Genomic DNA, 16,861 nt, shown 5'->3' on the forward strand with positions numbered 1-16,861 from the left:
CATCGTCGTGGCCGTCAACCCCGAGTACGCGGGACGTCAGTACCCGCCGAACGAGGCGTACGAGGTCGGCCGCGAGAAGCTCCGCGAGTTCGCGGAGGCGGTCGGTGCCCAGCACCCGGCCCACACCGACGTCGACGCGGCGCGAGCACTCGGGTACCCCGACGTGATCGCGCCGCCGACGTTCGCCGTCGTCGTGGCGCAGCGCGCCGAGGCCCAGCTGATCCAGGATCCCGACGCGGGGATCGACTTCAGCCGGGTCGTGCACGCCGACGAGCGGTTCATCCACCACCGCCCGATCCACGCCGGCGACCGCCTGGTCACCGTGCTGCACGTGGACGCGGTGACCGAGCGCGCGGGGCTGTCGATGGTGACGACGCGCGCGGTCATCGCCGCGGAGGACGGGGAGCCCGTCGCCACGGTGACGTCGACGCTCGCGGTCCGGGGGGAGGACGCCTGATGGCGCTGCCCACGTTCGAGGACCTGGCCGTCGGCCAGGAGGTCGCGCGCCGCGAGCTCCTCGTCGACCGGTCCCGCCTGGTCCGGTACGCCGGTGCGAGCGGCGACTTCAACCCCATCCACTGGAACGAGCGGTTCGCGACCGAGGTCGGGCTGCCCGGCGTCATCGCGCACGGCATGTGGACGATGGGCGCGGCCGTCGGCGTCGTCGCCGACTGGCTGGGCGACCCCGGCGCGGTGCTGGACTACCAGACCCGGTTCGCGCGGCCCGTGCCGGTGCCGGACCCGGGTGCCGCGACCGTCGAGGTCGTGGCGGCCGTCGGTGCGCTCGACGCCGGGACGCGCACGGCGCGGGTCGACCTGACCGTCACCGCCGGCGGCGCACGCGTGCTGGCCAAGTGCCAGGCGCTCGTCCGGCTCTCCTGACGCCCGACGCGGGCTAGGCGCGCGGCGCCGGACCGGTCGTCGTCCCCACCCGGAGCTCCACCGGCAGCACCGCGTCCGGCGGGGTCGCGCCGGCCAGCAGGCCCTCGACGGCGCGTCCCACGACGGCGCCCTTCTCGGCGATCGGCTGCACCACGGTCGTGAGCACGTCGGGCGCGAGCCACGGCAGGTCGAGGCCGTCGAACCCGGCGACCGACACGTCCTCCGGCACGCGCAGCCCCATCTCCCGTGCGCCGAGCACCACGCCCGAGGCCAGCAGGTCCGAGTGCGCGACCACCGCGGTGGGGCGGTTCTCCGCCGGCCCGGCCAGCAGCGTGCGCGCGGCGGCGGCGCCGTGCTCGACCAGCGAGGCGGGCGTCTCGTAGACGGCGGCGGGCGTGACGCCGGCGTCCAGGAGGCCGTCGATCCGGCGGCGCGCGACGGTCCAGGTGATCTGCTCCTGCCGTGCCGCGTCGGCCAGGCCGAGCCGGCGTTCCGGGCCGAACGGGAGCGTGACGGCGGCGATGCGGGTGTGACCGAGCCCGACCAGGTGCCGGGTGACGTCCGCGACGCCGCCACGGTCGTCGATGCCGACGGTGACGACGTCGCGCAGGTCGTGCCCCTCGACGACGACGGCGGGGATGCCGCGCCGCTCGAGCGCCCGCAGCGTCGGGTCGTCGAGCGTGCCGCCCCAGATCATCACGGCCACGTCCATCGCCGCGGACTCGACCAGCGGGTCGACGGCGGGCTGGCCGGGGTCGGTGGGGCCGGGGACCAGCAGGACGCCGAGGCCGAGCGGGCCGAGCGTGTCGACCAGGCCGTCGAGCAGCTGCACGGCGATCGGGTCCCGGAACGCCCGCTTGAGCGCGTCGCCCACGACCACGCCGACGATGCCGGAGCGGCCGCTGCGGAGCTGCCGCCCGAGGGGGTTGGGGCCGGAGTAGTCGAGGCCGGCGGCGGCGTCGAGCACCCGCTGCCGGGTGGCGTCCGCGATGGGGCCGGCGCCGGAGAACGCGAGCGACGCGGTGGAGACCGACACCCCCGCGGCGGCCGCCACGTCGGCCAGGGTCGGTCGCTGGGACACCGGCGGGCCTCCGGGGGTGGGTCGAGGAGAGGCGCCGATCACACGCGGATGAAGTCTGTTGACGCCGCCGCCAGCGTACCCGCAGACTTGCTGCATCCCCCGAATCGATTCGACCGACCCGCTCGGCGCGCGGATCGAATCGATTCGAGACACGCCATACCTCTGCTTGACCCCACCTCGTCCTGAACTGGAGCTGCCGTGAGCCAGCCGCGGGCCCGCACCGGGCGCGCCCCTCTCCGTCCGGCCAACCGCCGACCCCGACCTGAAGGTCCCGTGACCGGCAGCCGCCGGCCCGCGGGCCGCTCGGGCCGGGGCGCGACGCCGCACCTGCCCGTCGACCCGGCCGTGCAGCGGGCGCGCTGGCTGCTGATGGGGCTGTTCGCGCTGAGCGGCCTGATGCTCTCGGGCTGGCTCGCGCGGCTGCCCGCGGTCCGGGACGCGCTGGACCTGGGGACCGCGGAGCTCGGCGGCCTGCTCATCGCGGGCTCCGTCGGCTCGCTGGCCACCGTCTCGGTCGCCGGCGCGCTGGTGAACCGGTACGGCGGACGGGTCGTCCTCTACATCTCGATGGTCGCGTTCGCCGCGGCGTACGTGCTGATCGGCCTCGGCCCGACCGTGGGGTCGGTGCCGGTGCTGACCGCGGGCATCTTCCTGTCCGGCGTCGGCTTCGCGATCGGCAACGTCCCGCTGAACGTGGAGACCGCCGCCGTCGAGCGCCGCATGGGCCGCACCGTGCTGCCGCAGTTCCACGCGGCCTTCTCCATCGGCTCGGTGCTCGGCTCCGGCATCGGCGCGCTCTGCGCGGTGGCCGACGTGCCGCTCCTGGCGCAGTTCACCGCGACCGCCGTGGTCGGCACGGTGTGGCGCCTGCTGTCGGTGCCGGGCGCCGTGATCGAGTCGCTGCCCACGGACCGCGCCGCCGAGCGTGCCGCGCGGGACGCCCGGGCCGAGGGCCGCAGCCCGCGCGAGGCCGGGATCGCCGGCCGCCTGCGCGCGGCCCGCGTGCGCCGCGTCGCCCGCCCCGGCTCGGCGCTGGGTGCGTGGCGCGAGCCCCGCACGCTGCTGATCGGCGTCGTCATCATGTCCGCCGCCCTGTCCGAGGGCGCGGCGAACGACTGGCTCGCGCTCGCGGTCGTCGACGGGTTCGACCAGGTGGAGGCGGTCGGCGCCGCGATGTTCGGCGTCTTCGTCGGCGCGATGACCGCCGTGCGGCTGCTGGGCACGAAGCTGATCGACCGGTACGGCCGGGTCGCGGTGCTGCGCGCCTCGGGCCTGGTGTCGTTCGGCGGCCTGCTGCTGTTCGGCTTCGCGCCGTCGCTGCCGGTCGCCGCCGTCGGGATCGTCGCGTGGGGCTTCGGCGCCGCGCTCACCGTGCCGCTGGGCATCGCCGCCGCGTCGGACGACCCGCTGCGTGCGGCGAGCCGGGTGGCCGTGGTGTCCGCGTTCTCGTCGACCGCGTCGCTGGCCGCGCCGCCGCTGCTCGGCCTCGCGGCGGAGCTGATGGGCACCCGGCACGCCCTGCTGCTGATCACGGTCGCGATGATCGCGTCGGTGCTGCTGGCCCGGACGGTCCGCCGCCCGGACGCGGTGGCGGCGACGGTCGTCCCCGCGGACGACCCCGGTGCGCCCGTCGTGGCCACGGTCGAGCCCGCCGCCGTCCCGGCGCTCGACGTCGCCTCCGCGGACGACGCCGGCTGCGTGGTGCCGTCCGGTAGCGTCCGTCGGGAGCACGCACCCGACCACGCGCCGCAGCCGGTCCACCCGTCCTGACCCGTACCCGCACGACGTGGAGCCCGCGATGACGCACCCCGCCCCGCTCGACCCCCGCACGGTCCGCACCGCCTCGACCGCGGTGTTCGTCGTGTTCGCGCTGTCCGGCTTCAACTTCTCGAGCTGGGCGGCGCGGCTGCCGGCGGTCCGGGACGCGCTCGGGCTGTCCGAGGGGCAGATGGGGCTGCTGCTGCTGGTCGGCTCCTGCGGGTCGCTGGTGGCGCTGCCGCTGTCCGGGCTGGTCGTGACCAGGATCGGCGCGGTGCGCGCGGTCGCCTGGTTCGCGCTGCTGAACGCCGCGGGCCTGGCGATCGCCACGGTCGGCGCGGCGCTGGGCGAGGTCGTGGTGACCGCGGCGGGCCTCGTGGTGTTCGGCGTCGGCACGGGCGTCTGGGACGCCGCGATGAACCTCGAGGGCGCGATCGTCGAGCAGAAGCTGGGCCGGACCGTGATGCCGCGCTACCACGCGGGGTTCTCCCTGGGGACGGTGGTCGCCGCGGGCCTGGCCGCCGGCCTCGCGGCCGCGCACGTCCCCGTGCAGGTGCACGTGCCGGTGGCCGTCGCGCTGTCCTCGGTGGGGGTGCTGGTCGCGGTGCGCTCGTTCCTGCCCGCCGGGCAGCACGCGCCGGCCGCGGACGGGGACGCGCCACGGCCGCACCGCTCGGTGTTCGCCGCGTGGCTGGAGCCCCGGACGCTGCTCATCGGCCTGGTCGTGCTGGCCGCCGCGCTCACCGAGGGCGCCGGCAACGACTGGCTGAGCCTCGCGGTCGTCGACGGCTTCGACCAGGCGGACGCGGTGGGCGCGATGTCGTTCGCCGTCTTCGTCACCGCGATGACGGTCATGCGGTTCCTCGGCACCGGCCTGCTCGACCGGTACGGGCGGGTCGCCGTGCTGCGGCTGTGCGCCGCGCTGGCGCTGGTCGGGCTCCTGGTCTTCGGCCTCGTGCCCGAGGACATGCTGTGGCTGGCCCTGGCCGGCGCGGTGCTGTGGGGGATGGGCGCGGCCCTGGGCTTCCCCGTGGGGATGAGCGCCGCGAGCGACGACCCGCTGCACGCCGCCGCCCGCGTGAGCGTGGTGTCGACCATCGGGTACAGCGCGTTCCTGGCCGGCCCGCCGCTGCTCGGGCTCCTGGCGGAGCACGTCGGGTACCGGCACGCGCTGCTCGCCATCGCGGTGCCGGTCGTCGTCGGTCTGCTGGTCGTGAACGCCGCGGCGCCGGCGCGGCGGGAGCCGGTCGACCGGCCTACGCTCGTCCCGTGACGACCGACGTGCAGTCCGCGACCTTCAGCCAGCTGACCACCTTCGGGGTGGGCGGCCCCGCGGGCCGGCTCGTGGAGACCACGACCGAGGCCGAGCTGATCGACGCGGTCCGCACCGCCGACGACGAGGGCACGCCGCTGCTGGTGCTCGGCGGCGGCTCGAACCTGCTCGTGTCCGACGCGGGCTTCGACGGCGTGGTCGTCCGGGACGTGCGCCAGGACCTGACCACGCCGGACCACTCCGCCTGCGCGGGCGTCACCGTGACCGCCGTCGCCGGCACCCCCTGGGACGACGTCGTCGCGCACGCCGCCGCGCACCGGCTCAAGGGCATCGAGGCGCTGTCCGGCATCCCGGGGTCGACGGGCGCGACGCCCGTGCAGAACGTCGGCGCGTACGGGCAGGAGGTCTCCCAGACCATCGCCACGGTGCGCGTCTGGGACCGCAGCCGCGCCCGCGTCCGGACGCTGCCGCTGGTCGACCTGCAGTTCGGCTACCGCACGTCGCTGCTCAAGCGGTCGATGCGCGCGCTGCCGGACGCCGCCGACCCCGGTGCGCCCTGGTTCCCGACGCCGCGGTACGTGGTGCTCGACGTGACGTTCCAGCTCCGCGTGGCCCAGCTGTCCGAGCCGATCCGGTACGCCGAGCTCGCGCGGGAGCTGGGCATCGCCGTGGGGGAGCGTGCGCCGCTGCCGGACGTGCGCGCCGCCGTGCTCGCGCTGCGCGGGCGCAAGGGCATGGTGCTGGACGCGTCCGACCCCGACACCCGGTCGGCCGGCTCGTTCTTCACCAACCCGGTGCTCACCGCGGCCGATGCGGACGAGCTGCCCGAGGGCGCCCCGCGCTACCCCGCCGGGGACGGCCTGGTGAAGACCAGCGCCGCGTGGCTCATCGAGCAGGCCGGCTTCACCAAGGGCTACGGCCTGCCGGGGCCGGCGGCGCTGTCGACCAAGCACACCCTCGCGCTGACGAACCGCGGCGGGGCCAACGCCGGCGACCTCCTGGCGCTCGCGCGGACCGTGCGGGACGGTGTCGCGCAGCGGTTCGGCATCACGCTGGAGGCGGAGCCGGTCGTCGTCGGCACGGCGCTCTGACCAGCGCCGCCAACGCGGCCATCGGTCAACTGACGGGTTGGCCAACCGGCTCGTTCGCGAGCCAGGCGTCGACGCCGGCGAGCAGCCGCGCCCGGGTCGCGTCCGACGCGCGGCTCGCCCGGATCGACCCGCGGGCCAGCTCGGCCAGCTCCTCGTCGGTGAACCCGTGCACCTCGCGCGCCGTCGTGTACTGCTCGACCAGCCGGGAGCCGAACAGCAGCGGGTCGTCCGCGCCCAGCGCCACCGTGGCGCCCGCCTCCACCAGCCGGCGCAACGGGACGTCGGCCGCCTCCCGGTAGACCCCGAGCGAGACGTTCGACGCCGGGCACACCTCCAGGGCGACGCCGCGGTCGACGATCCGGCGCAGCAGCGCGCCGTCCTCCGCCGACCGCACGCCGTGGCCCAGCCGGTCCGGGACGAGCGCCTCCAGGACGTCCTCCACGTGCGCGGGCCCCAGCAGCTCGCCGCCGTGCGGGACGGAGGCGAGTCCCGCGCGCCGGGCGATGTGGAAGGCCGGCGCGAACTCGGACGTCTCGCCCCGCCGCTCGTCGTTGCTCAGGCCGAACCCGATCACCTCGCCCGGGCCGTCCCCGGCGTACCGCGCCGCCAGCCGCGCGAGGATCCGCGCGTCGAGCGGGTGCCGCATCCGCGAGGCGGCGACCACCACGGCGACCTCGATCCCGAGCTCCGCGCTCGCGGCGCGCGCCTCGTCCAGCACGATCTCGAGCGCCGGGGTGATGCCCCCGACGGGCGGCGCGTAGGACGTCGGGTCCACCTGGATCTCGAGGCGGCCGGATCCCTCGGCGGCGTCGTCGGCCGCGGCCTCCCGGACGATCCGGCGCAGGTCCGCCTCGCCGCGGACGCACGCGCGCGCCGCGTCGTACAGCCGCTGGAACCGGAACCAGCCGCGCTCGTCGGCCGGCACCCGCAGGCCCTCGCCGTCGAGCAGCGTGGCGGGCAGCCGGACGCCGCGGTCGACCGCCATCTCGGCCAGGGTGGACACGCGCATCGAGCCGGTGAAGTGCAGGTGCAGGTGCGCCTTCGGGAGCAGGGCCAGGTCTCGCACCAGGCGAGTCTGCCTGATCCCGGCGCTCGCGGCGCGCGTCAGGGCGCGGGCAGCAGGCCGCGCTGCATCGCGACCGTCACCGCCGCGGTGCGGTCGTCGACGCCGAGCTTGGTGAACGACCGGAGCAGGTGCGTCTTCACGGTGGCCTCCGCGATGAACAGCTCCCGGCCGATCCCGGCGTTCGACAGCCCGCGCGCGACGCCGGCCAGCACCTCGAGCTCGCGGGCCGTCAGCCGGTCGGCGTCCCGGCGCACCTGCTGCACGAGCCGGGACGCGACCGACGGCGACAGCGCCGACTCGCCCCGCGCGGCCGCCCGCACCCCCGCCACCAGCTGCTCGCGGGGAGTGTCCTTCAGCAGGTAGCCGGTGGCGCCCGCCTCGACGGCGCGCAGGATGTCCGCGTCGGTCTCGTACGTCGTCAGGACCAGCACGTGCACGCCCGGCAGCTCGGCGGTGATGCGGGCGGTGGCCGCGGCACCGTCCAGGACCGGCATCCGCAGGTCCATCAGCACCAGGTCGGGCCGCAGCGCCCGCGCCGCCTCCACCGCGGCGGCGCCGTCGGCCGCCTCGCCGACCACCTCGACGTCCGGCTCGACGGTCAGCATGCCGACCAGCCCCGACCGGACCACCGGGTGGTCGTCCGCCACCAGCACCCGGACCCGCCCGTCCGGTCCGCGCCCGTCCTGCTCCTGCCCGCCCGTCACGCCGTCCCCGTCCCGTCGTCGCGCAGCGGCAGCGCGAGCCGCACGCGCGTCCCGCGGCCGGGCTCCCCGGCCACCTCGAGCGTCCCGCCGCCGGCGGTCACCCGGTCCCGCATGCCGCGCAGCCCCACGCCCTCCGCGGTGCCGGCGGCCAGGCCCTGCCCGTCGTCCAGCACCTCCAGCTCGACGCCGCCCTCGTCCTGCGCCAGCCGCAGCAGCACCCGGCGGGCGCCCGCGTGCTTGCGGACGTTGGCCAGCGCCTCCTGCGCGGCGCGCAGCAGCACCACCTCGGTGTCCCGCCCGGCCGGGCCCGCCGCGCCCGCGGTGTCGAGCCGGACGTCGACCTGCACACCCGTCTCGGCCTGGAACCGCTCGGCCAGCCGCTCCAGGGCCTCGGCCAGGGTGGCGTCGGCGAGGGCGGCGGGCCCGAACGCCGCGACCAGCGCCCGGGCCTCGGCCAGGTTGTCCCGGGCGACGCGCTCGATCTGGGTGACCCGGTCGCGCGCCTGCTCGGTCTGCCCGACCTCGATCTGCGCCTGCGCGGTCTGCGCGAGCATCACCACGCTGGTGAAGCCCTGCGCGAGGGTGTCGTGGATCTCCTGCGCCACCCGCTCCCGCTCGGCCAGCACGCCCTGCGCGTGGTTGCTCGCGGCGAGCTCGGCCTGCGCCGCCTCCAGCCGCTCGATGAGGCCGGCGCGCTCCTCGGACTGCTCGGCGACGCGCGTGATCCAGAAGCCGAGGGCCAGGGAGAAGATCAGCCCGATGGCCATCTGCCCGGCCAGCACCAGCAGGTCCCCGGTGGACGGCGACTCGCCCGCGGCGGAGGCGCCGACCGCCATGGCGGCGGAGCTGGCGACCGCGAGCAGCACTGAGGCCACCACGCCCGCGCGCAGGCTCGTCGCGAAGAACCACACCTGCGAGAAGCCGATGAACAGCAGGATCGACCCCAGCGAGTTCACCCCGCTGGCCAGCGCGACGACGGCGACCAGCACGACCAGGTACGCCCGGGTGAGCCGCACGTCGCCGCGCCGGGCACCCCGGCGCCCGAGCAGCAGGTAGGCGGCGAGCAGCACGACCAGCCCGCCGAGCACCACCAGCGTCAGCCCCGACGGCGGGACGGCGTGGTCCACCGCGACCATCGACACCGCGCTGATCCCCAGCAGCGCGTAGAACGCGAGGTCCCAGCCGCGCATCGCCCGGCGCCAGAACTCCGTGCGGTCGGCGGCACGTGCGCCGGCGGCGGGCACGCCGGCGGGCGACGCGGCGGTCACCGCGTCGCCCGCCAGGTCCCGGCTGCGGCCACGCCCCCAGTGTGGCCCAGGGCCGGGGGGCGGGAGCTCAGCCGTCGTCACGCCGGCGCCACCGGAACGTCCGCACCCCGACGACCAGCCCGACGACGAGCCAGGCGATCAGCACCGCCGCGGTCGCGCCGTGCTGCCAGGACCCGCCGACCTCGAGCGAGGCGGCCTCCTCCGGCAGGAACACCGACCGCATGCCCTGGGCCATCCACTTGAGCGGGAACACCGACGCCACCTGCTGCATCCAGCTCGGCAGGTCGTAGAACGTGAAGAACACGCCCGAGATGAACTGCAGCACCAGCACCACCGGGGTCACCACGGCGCTCGCGGACCGGCCGGAGCGCGGCAGCGAGGAGAAGCCGACGCCGCAGACCGCGCCGGTCGCGACGCCCAGCACGAACACCCACGCGAACGTGCCCCACAGCGCCGCGGTGCCCGGCATCGGCACGTCGAACAGCGTCGCGGCCACCACCAGCAGCAGCGCCACCTGCACCACCGACACCACCAGCACCTGGCCGACCTTGCCGAGGAAGTACGCCGCCGCCGGCAGCGGCGTGCCGCCGAGGCGCTTCAGCCCGCCCTCGTCGCGCTCGACCGGGATCGAGATCGCCAGCGACTGGAACGACGACAGCAGCACGCCGGTCGCGATCATCCCGGGCAGGAAGTACTGCGCGAACGGGACGCCGTCGGCGACCTCCGCGCCGTCCTGGCCGAACACCGTCGCGAAGATCGCCAGCATGATGATCGGGTACGCGAAGATGAAGACGATCGCGTCCCGCTCGCGGAAGAACCCGCGGATCTCGTACCGGGCGCGCTCGACGCCCAGGCGCAGCGTGCCGGGCAGCCGGGGACCGGCCGCCGGGGACAGGGTGCCGGCGCTCATCGGGTGGCCTCCGTCGTCACGAGTGCGGGCTGACCTGCGGTGGCGGCGGCCGCCTCGTCGTCGGCGATCAGCCCCAGGTACACGTCCTCGAGCGTCGGCCGCAGCACCTGCAGCCCGGGCACCTCGCCCGCCGGCCCGCCGAGGCGTGCGGCGAGCGCCGACACCAGCGCGGTCGGGGAGTCGGTCTGCTCCTGCCGGTGCGCGCCGCCCTCGGTCCACCGGACGACCGCGCGCCGGGCGGAGCGCCCGCCGAGGTCGGCCGGGGTGTCCACGGCGACGACGTGCCCGGACCGGACGACGGCGACCCGGTCGGCCAGGTGCTCGGCCTCCTCCAGGTAGTGCGTGGTCAGCACGATCGTGGTGCCCCCGTCGCGCAGTCCCGCGATCAGGTCCCAGAACGCGTGCCGCGCCTCGGGGTCGAACCCGGTCGTCGGCTCGTCGAGGAACAGCAGCTCGGGCCGCCCGACGATGCCGAGCGCCACGTCGAGGCGCCGCCGCTGACCGCCGGACAGCTGCCGGCTGCGCGTGCGCGCCTTCTCCCGCAGCCCGACGGCGTCGATCACCTCGTCGGGGTCCCGCGGGGCGGGGTAGTACCGGGCGAAGTGGTGCACCAGCTCGGAGACCGTCGCCTCGGCCAGGTCGTTGCTGGTCTGCAGCACGATGCCGATCCGGGAGCGCCACGCGCGGTCCGCGGTCTGCGGGTCGACGCCCAGGACGCGCACGTCCCCCGCGTCCCGCCGCCGGTACCCCTCGAGGATCTCCACCGTGGTCGTCTTGCCCGCGCCGTTCGGCCCGAGCACGGCGACGATCTCGCCCCGGCCGACCGTGAGGTCCAGCCCGTCGACGGCGCGCTTCTCGCCGTACCGCTTCTGCAGCCCGGTCACCCGGACCGCCAGGTCGCTGTCGTCCATGGCAGCCAGCCTGGCCGCGGGGCACGCGGTGGCGCGACGACCGGCGGACGGGGACGGGTGTCCACCGTTCGGTGGACGGCCGGCTCAGCCGCTTGTGTGCGATGCACGAGGACCAAGGACCCATTGCCGCCGGTAGACGCGCACCAGAAGACTCGGGTCCACTCGCGCATCCGCCCGTTCGTCGCGTCGGACCGCTCGATCTGCACCGCGATCGAGACGGTGCCGCGCGACGTCACCGTCATCACCATCTCGCACCGGCCGGCGACCATTCGCGCGGCGGACAGGGTCGCAGTCCTGGAGAACGGCCGACTTGTCCAGGTCGGCCTTCCAAGCGTGATCGGCGACGACGACGGGCCGCTTCGCGTGCTCGCCAACGAAGGAGAAACATGACGAACCGCGCCGCGTGGTCGGGCTCGCCGGACGACCCCCAGGATCTGCTGGTCGTCGAAGAGGTCGAGAAGACCTACGGGAGGCGCCGGGACCCCCGGCGTCTGGGGCCGGCGACGTTCACCTTGCGATGCGGGACCGTGACCGCGCTCGTCGGGCGGTCGGGCTCGGGGAAGTCGACACTGCTCCACTGCGCAGCAGGCTTGGCGCGTCCGTCCCGAGGCGTGGTCCGGTACGCCGGGCGGGAGATCACCCGCCTGTCCGACGAGCGACTCGCCCGGCTTCGTCGCGAGGAGTTCGGGTTCGTCTTCCAGGACTACACGCTCATCGACGCCCTCTCGGTGCGCGACAACATGGCGCTTCCCGCACGGATGTCGCGTGCAGCGACGCCACCGGCTCTGATCACGGACATCGCGCATAGCCTCGGCATCGGCGAGCTCGTGGAACGGCCGACGTCGCAGCTCTCCGGCGGACAGCGCCAGCGTGTCGCGGTGGGGAGGGCTGTAGCGAGCGGCGCCCGGGTGCTTTTCGCGGACGAGCCCACCGGTGCTCTCGACCCCGTGACTCGCGAGGAGGTCCTGTCGGTCCTGCTCGACCCGTTGGTCCGCGAATCGCGCGCCTTGCTCGTCGCGACGCACGACGTTCCCCTCGCCGCGGCCGCGGATCGGGTGCTCGTGGTCGACAGGGGCCGCATCGTGCAGGAGATCGTCTCCCAGGACCCACGAGACGTCATGTCCGCTCTGCGATCCGTCACGGGGACTGCGGCGTGATCCGGGCGCTGGTGCTGGTCGCCTGGCGCGAACGGGCCGTGCACGCGGCCACGTTCGGCGTGCTGTTCACCGGTGCGATCGTGACGGCCGCCCTGGCGCTGCTGGCGGCTGCATTGACGGAGGGGACGGGCGACGTCTCGTCGTTGGTGTCGGTCGGCGTGATCGCGATGCTGTACACGGTGGTGGTCCTGCGAGCCGTGTCTCGGCACGCCGTCGAAGAGCGGTGGCCGACCAGCCGACGACTCCGCATCGTCGGGCTCGGGGCTCGCACGCTCGTCCTCGTGCGCCTCACCGAAGCGGCAGCGATCGCAACGGTCGCTTCGGTGCTCGCGATCGTCGCCGCCCGGAGTGCGGCGGTGCCCTTGCTGCTCCCGTGGCTGGCGCGGCTGGAGATCGTGCCGGCGGACATCGCACCGGGGATGAGCCCGGTCGCACTGCTGAGCACCGTCGGCGTCGTCGTGGCCGCGTCGGTCCTGGGGACGTGCGGTGCCGCGCGGACCCTCGCCCGCGCCGAACCGTCCGCGACGGAGCCACCGCGCGGCAGGACGGCCACGAGAGGCGCGAGGTCGGCGCTTGTCGTGGTGTCGCTCGCCGCGGGGCTCTCGGCGGTCGGAGCGGCGATCACGGCCACCTCTGACCTCGTCGCGTACGTGTGGTGCCTGGTCGCCCTCGTACCGGCGGTGGTCGCGATCAGCTCCGGCTGGACGTTCGTGGTCCTCCGAGTCGCACGTGCGAGACGCCTGATGCCCTTCCGGGTGGGACCCGCCGCACTGGTGAGCACTGCGTGGCGCACCCGGCGGCACCCGTCGACCGTGGTGCTGGCCACGGCGGTGGCCACGCTGGTCGCCGTCTTCATGGGCGGGTACCCGGCGGCGAACGACGCCGTCGCTCGGACCCGGCTCGCCGAGCTTCTGGAGGGCCTGGACGTGGCCGAGCCGACGGACGGCTCGGCCTTGACCGAGGCGCAGGTGACCGAGCTGCTCGGCCGTTCGCCGGGTGTGGTTCTGGCCGACGCCACGGCGGTCGTCGTGACCGCGAGGGCCTCCGTGCCGGACGGCAGCATGTCCCGTCCGATCACGTTGGTCGGTGGTGAGGGAGCCGCCGGGTGGTTGGCCGGCCTGGCGCCGATCGCCGCGCCGGTCGAGGGTGGCGTGGTCGTGCCGGCGGTCGAGGCGGGGCGTTCGGGGCTGGCCACCGGCGACCCCGTCTGGTTCGCGGACGAGAACCGACCGACGCCCGCGGTCGAGCACGAGGTGGCCGCTGTCGCCGACATGCCCGGCGCACTCGGTGAATACCTCCTGATGGATCGCTCGGGAGAGCTGTCCGGGAGCTCGACCGGGTCCGCTCGCATTCTTCTGCCGGCTGGAGCGCCGGCGCCCAGGGGGTGGTCCACGACGTCGGGTGACCGGTGGGTGCGCGAGCTGCCGGCCGGTGCAGCGACCTCGAACTCGGGGGGCGCGGGCACGGAGGAGACCCCTCTGCTCGTCGGCGCGCCGCTGGCGCTGTGCCTGGCCCTCGCCGTGGCGGCTACGGCGTCGACGACGCTCGGTCGATCAGACGACCTGCGGGCGTTGCGGGCGACAGGAGCGAGTCGGGGACACCTCGTGCAGCTCGTCGTGCGGCACACCCTTGCCGACACGTGGGGCGTCGGTGCTGTCGCCGGGGCCACGGGTGTCGGACTGGTCGGTGTCGCGCTCAGGCCGGTCGTCTCAGAAACGGCGGTAGGCACCGCCCTGCCGCCCGAGGCCTACGGCTTCGTCTGGGTGCCGTTGGCGATGGGATGCGCGTGTCTGGTCACCGCGCTCGCGGCCGGGTGGCGCCTGAGCCGCGGTGCGCTCTAGCTGTCCACGACCAGGCTCTCGTCGCGCGCGGCGGGCGTCAGCCCTCGGCGAGCAGCGCCTGGATCCGCCCGACGCCCTCGGCCAGGTCGTCGTCGCCCAGCGCGTACGACAGCCGCAGGTACCCGCTCGGCCCGAACGCCTCGCCGGGCACGACCGCGACCTCGGCCTGGTCGAGCAGCAGCGCGGCGAGCTCCGCGGAGGTGGTCGGCGTGACGCCGCGGAACGTGCGGCCGAGCAGGCCGTGCACGGCCGGGTACGCGTAGAACGCGCCCTCCGGTGCGGGGATGACCACGCCGTCGATCTCCGAGAGCATCGACACCATCGTCCGCCGCCGCCGGTCGAACGCCTCGCGCATGGCGGCGACGGCCGACAGGTCACCGGTGAGCGCCGCGACGGCCGCGCGCTGCGAGACGTTGGCGACGTTCGAGGTCAGGTGCGACTGGAGGTTGGTCGCGGCCTTGACGACGTCCGACGGGCCGACCATCCAGCCCACCCGCCAGCCGGTCATCGCGTAGGTCTTGGCGACGCCGTTCAGCACGACGGTGGTGTCCGCGAGCTCGGGGACCGCGCGCAGCACCGGGGTGGACACGACGCCGTCGTAGGTGAGGTGCTCGTAGATCTCGTCGGTCACGACCCAGACGCCGTGCTCCAGCGCCCAGCGGCCGATCTCGGCGGTCTCCTCGGGGGAGTACACCGCGCCGGTCGGGTTGGAGGGCGAGCAGAACAGCAGCACCTTGGTGCGCGGGGTGCGTGCGGCCTCGAGCTGCTCGACGGTGACCTTGTAGCCCTGGTCGACGCCGGCGATGACCTCGACCGGCACGCCGCCGGCCAGGCGGATGGCCTCGGGGTAGGTGGTCCAGTACGGCCCGGGCAGCAGCGCCTCGTCGCCCGGGTCGAGCAGCGTCGCGAACGCCTGGTAGACCGCCTGCTTGCCGCCGTTCGTGACCAGCACGTCGGCGGGGGAGATCGCGTAGCCGGAGTCGCGCAGCGTCTTGGCGGCGATCGCCTCCTTGAGCACCGGGAGCCCGCCGGCGGGCGAATACCGGTGGTTCACGGCGTCCCGGGCGGCGGCGACCGCGGCCTCGACGATGTAGTCCGGCGTCGGGAAGTCCGGCTCGCCGGCGCCGAACCCGATCACGGGGCGGCCGGCGGCCTTGAGGGCCTTCGCCTTGGCGTCCACCGCCAGCGTGGTGATACATACTCGCTAATCTATTCGTCATCACTTTGCTTTTTTTTTTTTTTTTCCAAGCAGAAGCCGGCATACGAGTTCTAGTCCGGTCTCGGGGGCTGGGAGTTGTTTATAAGAGACGGGGGCGGGAGCGGGCGCGCACCCGCGGTCTTCCTCGCAGCCCCGCCGGTCGGGGGCGCGCGCCGGACACGGTGCGGGACAGCGCGGGCACACCCTGCGGGACGCAGTTCGACCGGCGTCCGTGCGTCGCGTACAGTGGTCCCTCGGTGGTTGACGTCCGCCATGATGAGCCGTGCCCGGGCAGGTCCCTGGTCGGCGGGTCACGGAGGCGTCGCGAACCGAAGGGTAGTGGCGCAATTGGTAGCGCACCGGTCTCCAAAACCGGCGGTTGCGAGTTCGAGTCTCGCCTGCCCTGCGCGTGTGGTCACGGACCGCGTCTCCCCCCTCGAGGTTCCCCTCGGGCCGGGCTCGCGGGGACATGAGACGTCCGGCGACGGTCGGCGTCGCGAGACGTAGGGGAACGAATCAGGTGAGCGACTCGGCACCCGTGGCGGCGTCCGACGCGGGCGAGCCCGCCCAGCGGACCGACGCCGGCAAGCCCGGACGCCCGGAGAAGCGGCGCGGCCTGTTCGCGCGCATCGCCCTGTTCGTCCGCCAGGTCGTCGCCGAGCTCAAGAAGGTCGTCCGCCCGTCGCGGAACGAGCTCGTCACCTACACCGGGGTCGTGCTGGTGTTCGTGGCGGTCGTGATGGCCTTCGTGACCGTGGTCGACCTCGGCGTGGGCCAGGCGACGCGCTGGATCTTCGGGGGCTGAGCCTCCGCCGGGTCCCGCTCGCCGGATCGCCCGCCCCCTCAGCACCTCCCTCCGCAAGCAGAAAGCAGGTTCGCCCGTGTCGCAGGAATCGCAGGAGCCCGGTCTGGGTGCCGCCGAGTCCGAGCTCGACGACGCCCTCGCGTCGATCGAGGCGGTCGAGGCCCCCGCGGCGGGTTCCGACGAGCCCGCCGACGTGACGGACGAGGTCGAGTCCGACGAGGTCGCCGACGCCGAGGTCGCGTCGGACGACGAGGCCGAGGACGAGGCAGCGGCGGACGACGAGGTCGACGTCGAGGAGGACCCGGTCGCGGCGTTCAAGGCGCAGCTGCGGACGCAGCCCGGCGACTGGTACGTCATCCACTCCTACGCGGGCTACGAGAACCGCGTGAAGACGAACCTCGAGAACCGCACGCAGAGCCTCAACATGGAGGACTTCATCTACCAGGTGGAGGTCCCCATGGAGGAGGTCGTGGAGATCAAGAACGCGCAGCGCAAGGTCGTGCGCCGCGTCCGGATCCCCGGCTACGTCCTCGTGCGCATGGACCTCACCGACGAGTCGTGGGGCGCCGTCCGGCACACGCCGGGCGTGACCGGCTTCGTGGGCCACACCCACCAGCCCGTCCCGCTGACCCAGGACGAGGTCTTCTCGATGCTGGCGCCGACGATCGAGGCCAAGCCCTCGGCGCCCGCCGCCGCCGGCGCGCAGAAGTCCGCCACGCCGATCGAGGTCGACTTCACCGTCGGCGAGTCCGTGACCGTCACCGACGGCCCGTTCGACACGCTGCCGGCGACGATCTCCGAGATCACCCCCGAGAACCAGAAGCTCAAGGTCCTCGTCTCCATCTTCGGCCGGGAGACCCCGGTCGAGCTGTCGTTCAGCCAGGTCGCCAAGATCTGACCCTGCCCCCGGGCGGGT

Annotated in this window: 17 protein-coding genes and 1 tRNA gene; 11 read left to right on the forward strand and 7 right to left on the reverse strand. The window is 74.7% G+C overall.

Annotation, left to right across the window (positions count from 1 at the left end; genetic code table 11):
• Window positions 1-7: 7 nt before the first annotated feature.
• Window positions 8-457 carry an FAS1-like dehydratase domain-containing protein gene (locus ACWPWW_RS13430; RefSeq protein ID WP_454050864.1) on the forward strand — a complete coding sequence of 150 codons (450 nt, stop codon included), beginning with the start codon at window positions 8-10 and terminating at the stop codon, window positions 455-457.
• Window positions 457-882 carry a MaoC family dehydratase gene (locus ACWPWW_RS13435; RefSeq protein ID WP_454050865.1) on the forward strand — a complete coding sequence of 142 codons (426 nt, stop codon included), beginning with the start codon at window positions 457-459 and terminating at the stop codon, window positions 880-882. The genes ACWPWW_RS13430 and ACWPWW_RS13435 overlap by 1 nt, the downstream gene beginning before the upstream one ends.
• A gap of 13 nt (window positions 883-895) precedes the next feature.
• Here the strand turns inward: ACWPWW_RS13435 and ACWPWW_RS13440 are convergent, their stop codons facing one another.
• Complete coding sequence (locus ACWPWW_RS13440; protein WP_454050866.1) at window positions 896-1,963, reverse strand: LacI family DNA-binding transcriptional regulator; 1,068 nt, start codon at window positions 1,961-1,963, stop codon at window positions 896-898.
• A 273-nt stretch (window positions 1,964-2,236) separates the two neighbouring features.
• On the opposite strand from ACWPWW_RS13440, the gene ACWPWW_RS13445 reads away from it, so the two are divergent.
• The 3 genes from ACWPWW_RS13445 to ACWPWW_RS13455 are packed head-to-tail and all read left to right on the forward strand — an operon-like array spanning window position 2,237 to window position 6,085.
• Window positions 2,237-3,733 carry an MFS transporter gene (locus tag ACWPWW_RS13445; protein ID WP_454050867.1) on the forward strand — a complete coding sequence of 499 codons (1,497 nt, stop codon included), beginning with the start codon at window positions 2,237-2,239 and terminating at the stop codon, window positions 3,731-3,733.
• A gap of 28 nt (window positions 3,734-3,761) precedes the next feature.
• A complete protein-coding gene (locus ACWPWW_RS13450; RefSeq protein WP_454050868.1) occupies window positions 3,762-4,994 on the forward strand; it encodes an MFS transporter in 1,233 nt (410 codons plus the stop codon).
• On the forward strand, window positions 4,991-6,085 hold the full coding sequence (locus ACWPWW_RS13455; protein ID WP_454050869.1) for a UDP-N-acetylmuramate dehydrogenase: 1,095 nt from the start codon (window positions 4,991-4,993) through the stop codon (window positions 6,083-6,085). Before ACWPWW_RS13450 ends, ACWPWW_RS13455 begins: the two co-directional genes overlap by 4 nt.
• A 25-nt stretch (window positions 6,086-6,110) precedes the next feature.
• Here the strand turns inward: ACWPWW_RS13455 and ACWPWW_RS13460 are convergent, their stop codons facing one another.
• The 5 genes from ACWPWW_RS13460 to ACWPWW_RS13480 all read right to left on the reverse strand — a co-directional run bounded on the left by ACWPWW_RS13460 (window position 6,111) and on the right by ACWPWW_RS13480 (window position 10,944).
• The gene (locus tag ACWPWW_RS13460) at window positions 6,111-7,151 is read right to left on the reverse strand and encodes an adenosine deaminase (RefSeq protein WP_454050870.1); all 1,041 of its coding nucleotides are present in this window, start codon (window positions 7,149-7,151) and stop codon (window positions 6,111-6,113) included.
• 38 nt (window positions 7,152-7,189) lie between these two features.
• Window positions 7,190-7,756, reverse strand: a complete 567-nt coding sequence (locus ACWPWW_RS13465) for a response regulator (protein WP_454051820.1) — start codon at window positions 7,754-7,756, stop codon at window positions 7,190-7,192.
• A 95-nt stretch (window positions 7,757-7,851) separates the two neighbouring features.
• On the reverse strand, window positions 7,852-9,123 hold the full coding sequence (locus ACWPWW_RS13470) for a sensor histidine kinase (protein ID WP_454050871.1): 1,272 nt from the start codon (window positions 9,121-9,123) through the stop codon (window positions 7,852-7,854).
• A gap of 67 nt (window positions 9,124-9,190) precedes the next feature.
• Window positions 9,191-10,033: an ABC transporter permease gene (locus tag ACWPWW_RS13475; RefSeq protein WP_454050872.1), complete on the reverse strand. Its 843-nt coding sequence runs from the start codon at window positions 10,031-10,033 to the stop codon at window positions 9,191-9,193.
• Window positions 10,030-10,944 (reverse strand): ABC transporter ATP-binding protein, encoded by a 915-nt coding sequence (locus tag ACWPWW_RS13480; RefSeq protein ID WP_454050873.1) that lies wholly within the window; start codon window positions 10,942-10,944, stop codon window positions 10,030-10,032. The genes ACWPWW_RS13475 and ACWPWW_RS13480 overlap by 4 nt, the downstream gene beginning before the upstream one ends.
• Before the next feature lie 123 nt (window positions 10,945-11,067).
• On the opposite strand from ACWPWW_RS13480, the gene ACWPWW_RS13485 reads away from it, so the two are divergent.
• From ACWPWW_RS13485 to ACWPWW_RS13495, 3 genes are read left to right on the forward strand one after another with little or no spacing between them, the layout of a single operon-like run.
• Window positions 11,068-11,334 (forward strand): hypothetical protein, encoded by a 267-nt coding sequence (locus ACWPWW_RS13485; protein ID WP_454050874.1) that lies wholly within the window; start codon window positions 11,068-11,070, stop codon window positions 11,332-11,334.
• Window positions 11,331-12,101, forward strand: a complete 771-nt coding sequence (locus ACWPWW_RS13490) for an ABC transporter ATP-binding protein (RefSeq protein WP_454050875.1) — start codon at window positions 11,331-11,333, stop codon at window positions 12,099-12,101. The genes ACWPWW_RS13485 and ACWPWW_RS13490 overlap by 4 nt, the downstream gene beginning before the upstream one ends.
• Window positions 12,098-13,942 carry a hypothetical protein gene (locus ACWPWW_RS13495; protein WP_454050876.1) on the forward strand — a complete coding sequence of 615 codons (1,845 nt, stop codon included), beginning with the start codon at window positions 12,098-12,100 and terminating at the stop codon, window positions 13,940-13,942. Before ACWPWW_RS13490 ends, ACWPWW_RS13495 begins: the two co-directional genes overlap by 4 nt.
• Window positions 13,943-13,979: 37 nt before the next feature.
• Here the strand turns inward: ACWPWW_RS13495 and ACWPWW_RS13500 are convergent, their stop codons facing one another.
• Window positions 13,980-15,137, reverse strand: coding sequence for a pyridoxal phosphate-dependent aminotransferase (locus ACWPWW_RS13500; RefSeq protein WP_454051821.1), 1,158 nt, complete (start codon window positions 15,135-15,137; stop codon window positions 13,980-13,982).
• Window positions 15,138-15,473: 336 nt separating this feature from the next.
• On the opposite strand from ACWPWW_RS13500, the gene ACWPWW_RS13505 reads away from it, so the two are divergent.
• The 3 genes from ACWPWW_RS13505 (at window position 15,474) to nusG (ending at window position 16,843) form a co-directional block, all read left to right on the forward strand.
• Window positions 15,474-15,546: transfer RNA gene (locus ACWPWW_RS13505), tRNA-Trp, on the forward strand.
• 114 nt (window positions 15,547-15,660) lie between these two features.
• Complete coding sequence (secE, locus tag ACWPWW_RS13510; protein ID WP_454050877.1) at window positions 15,661-15,945, forward strand: preprotein translocase subunit SecE; 285 nt, start codon at window positions 15,661-15,663, stop codon at window positions 15,943-15,945.
• A 76-nt stretch (window positions 15,946-16,021) separates the two neighbouring features.
• A complete protein-coding gene (nusG, locus tag ACWPWW_RS13515; protein ID WP_454050878.1) occupies window positions 16,022-16,843 on the forward strand; it encodes a transcription termination/antitermination protein NusG in 822 nt (273 codons plus the stop codon).
• The last annotated feature ends 18 nt before the right edge of the window (window positions 16,844-16,861 follow it).

It is taken from the genome of Cellulomonas sp. Marseille-Q8402, from assembly GCF_965119525.1.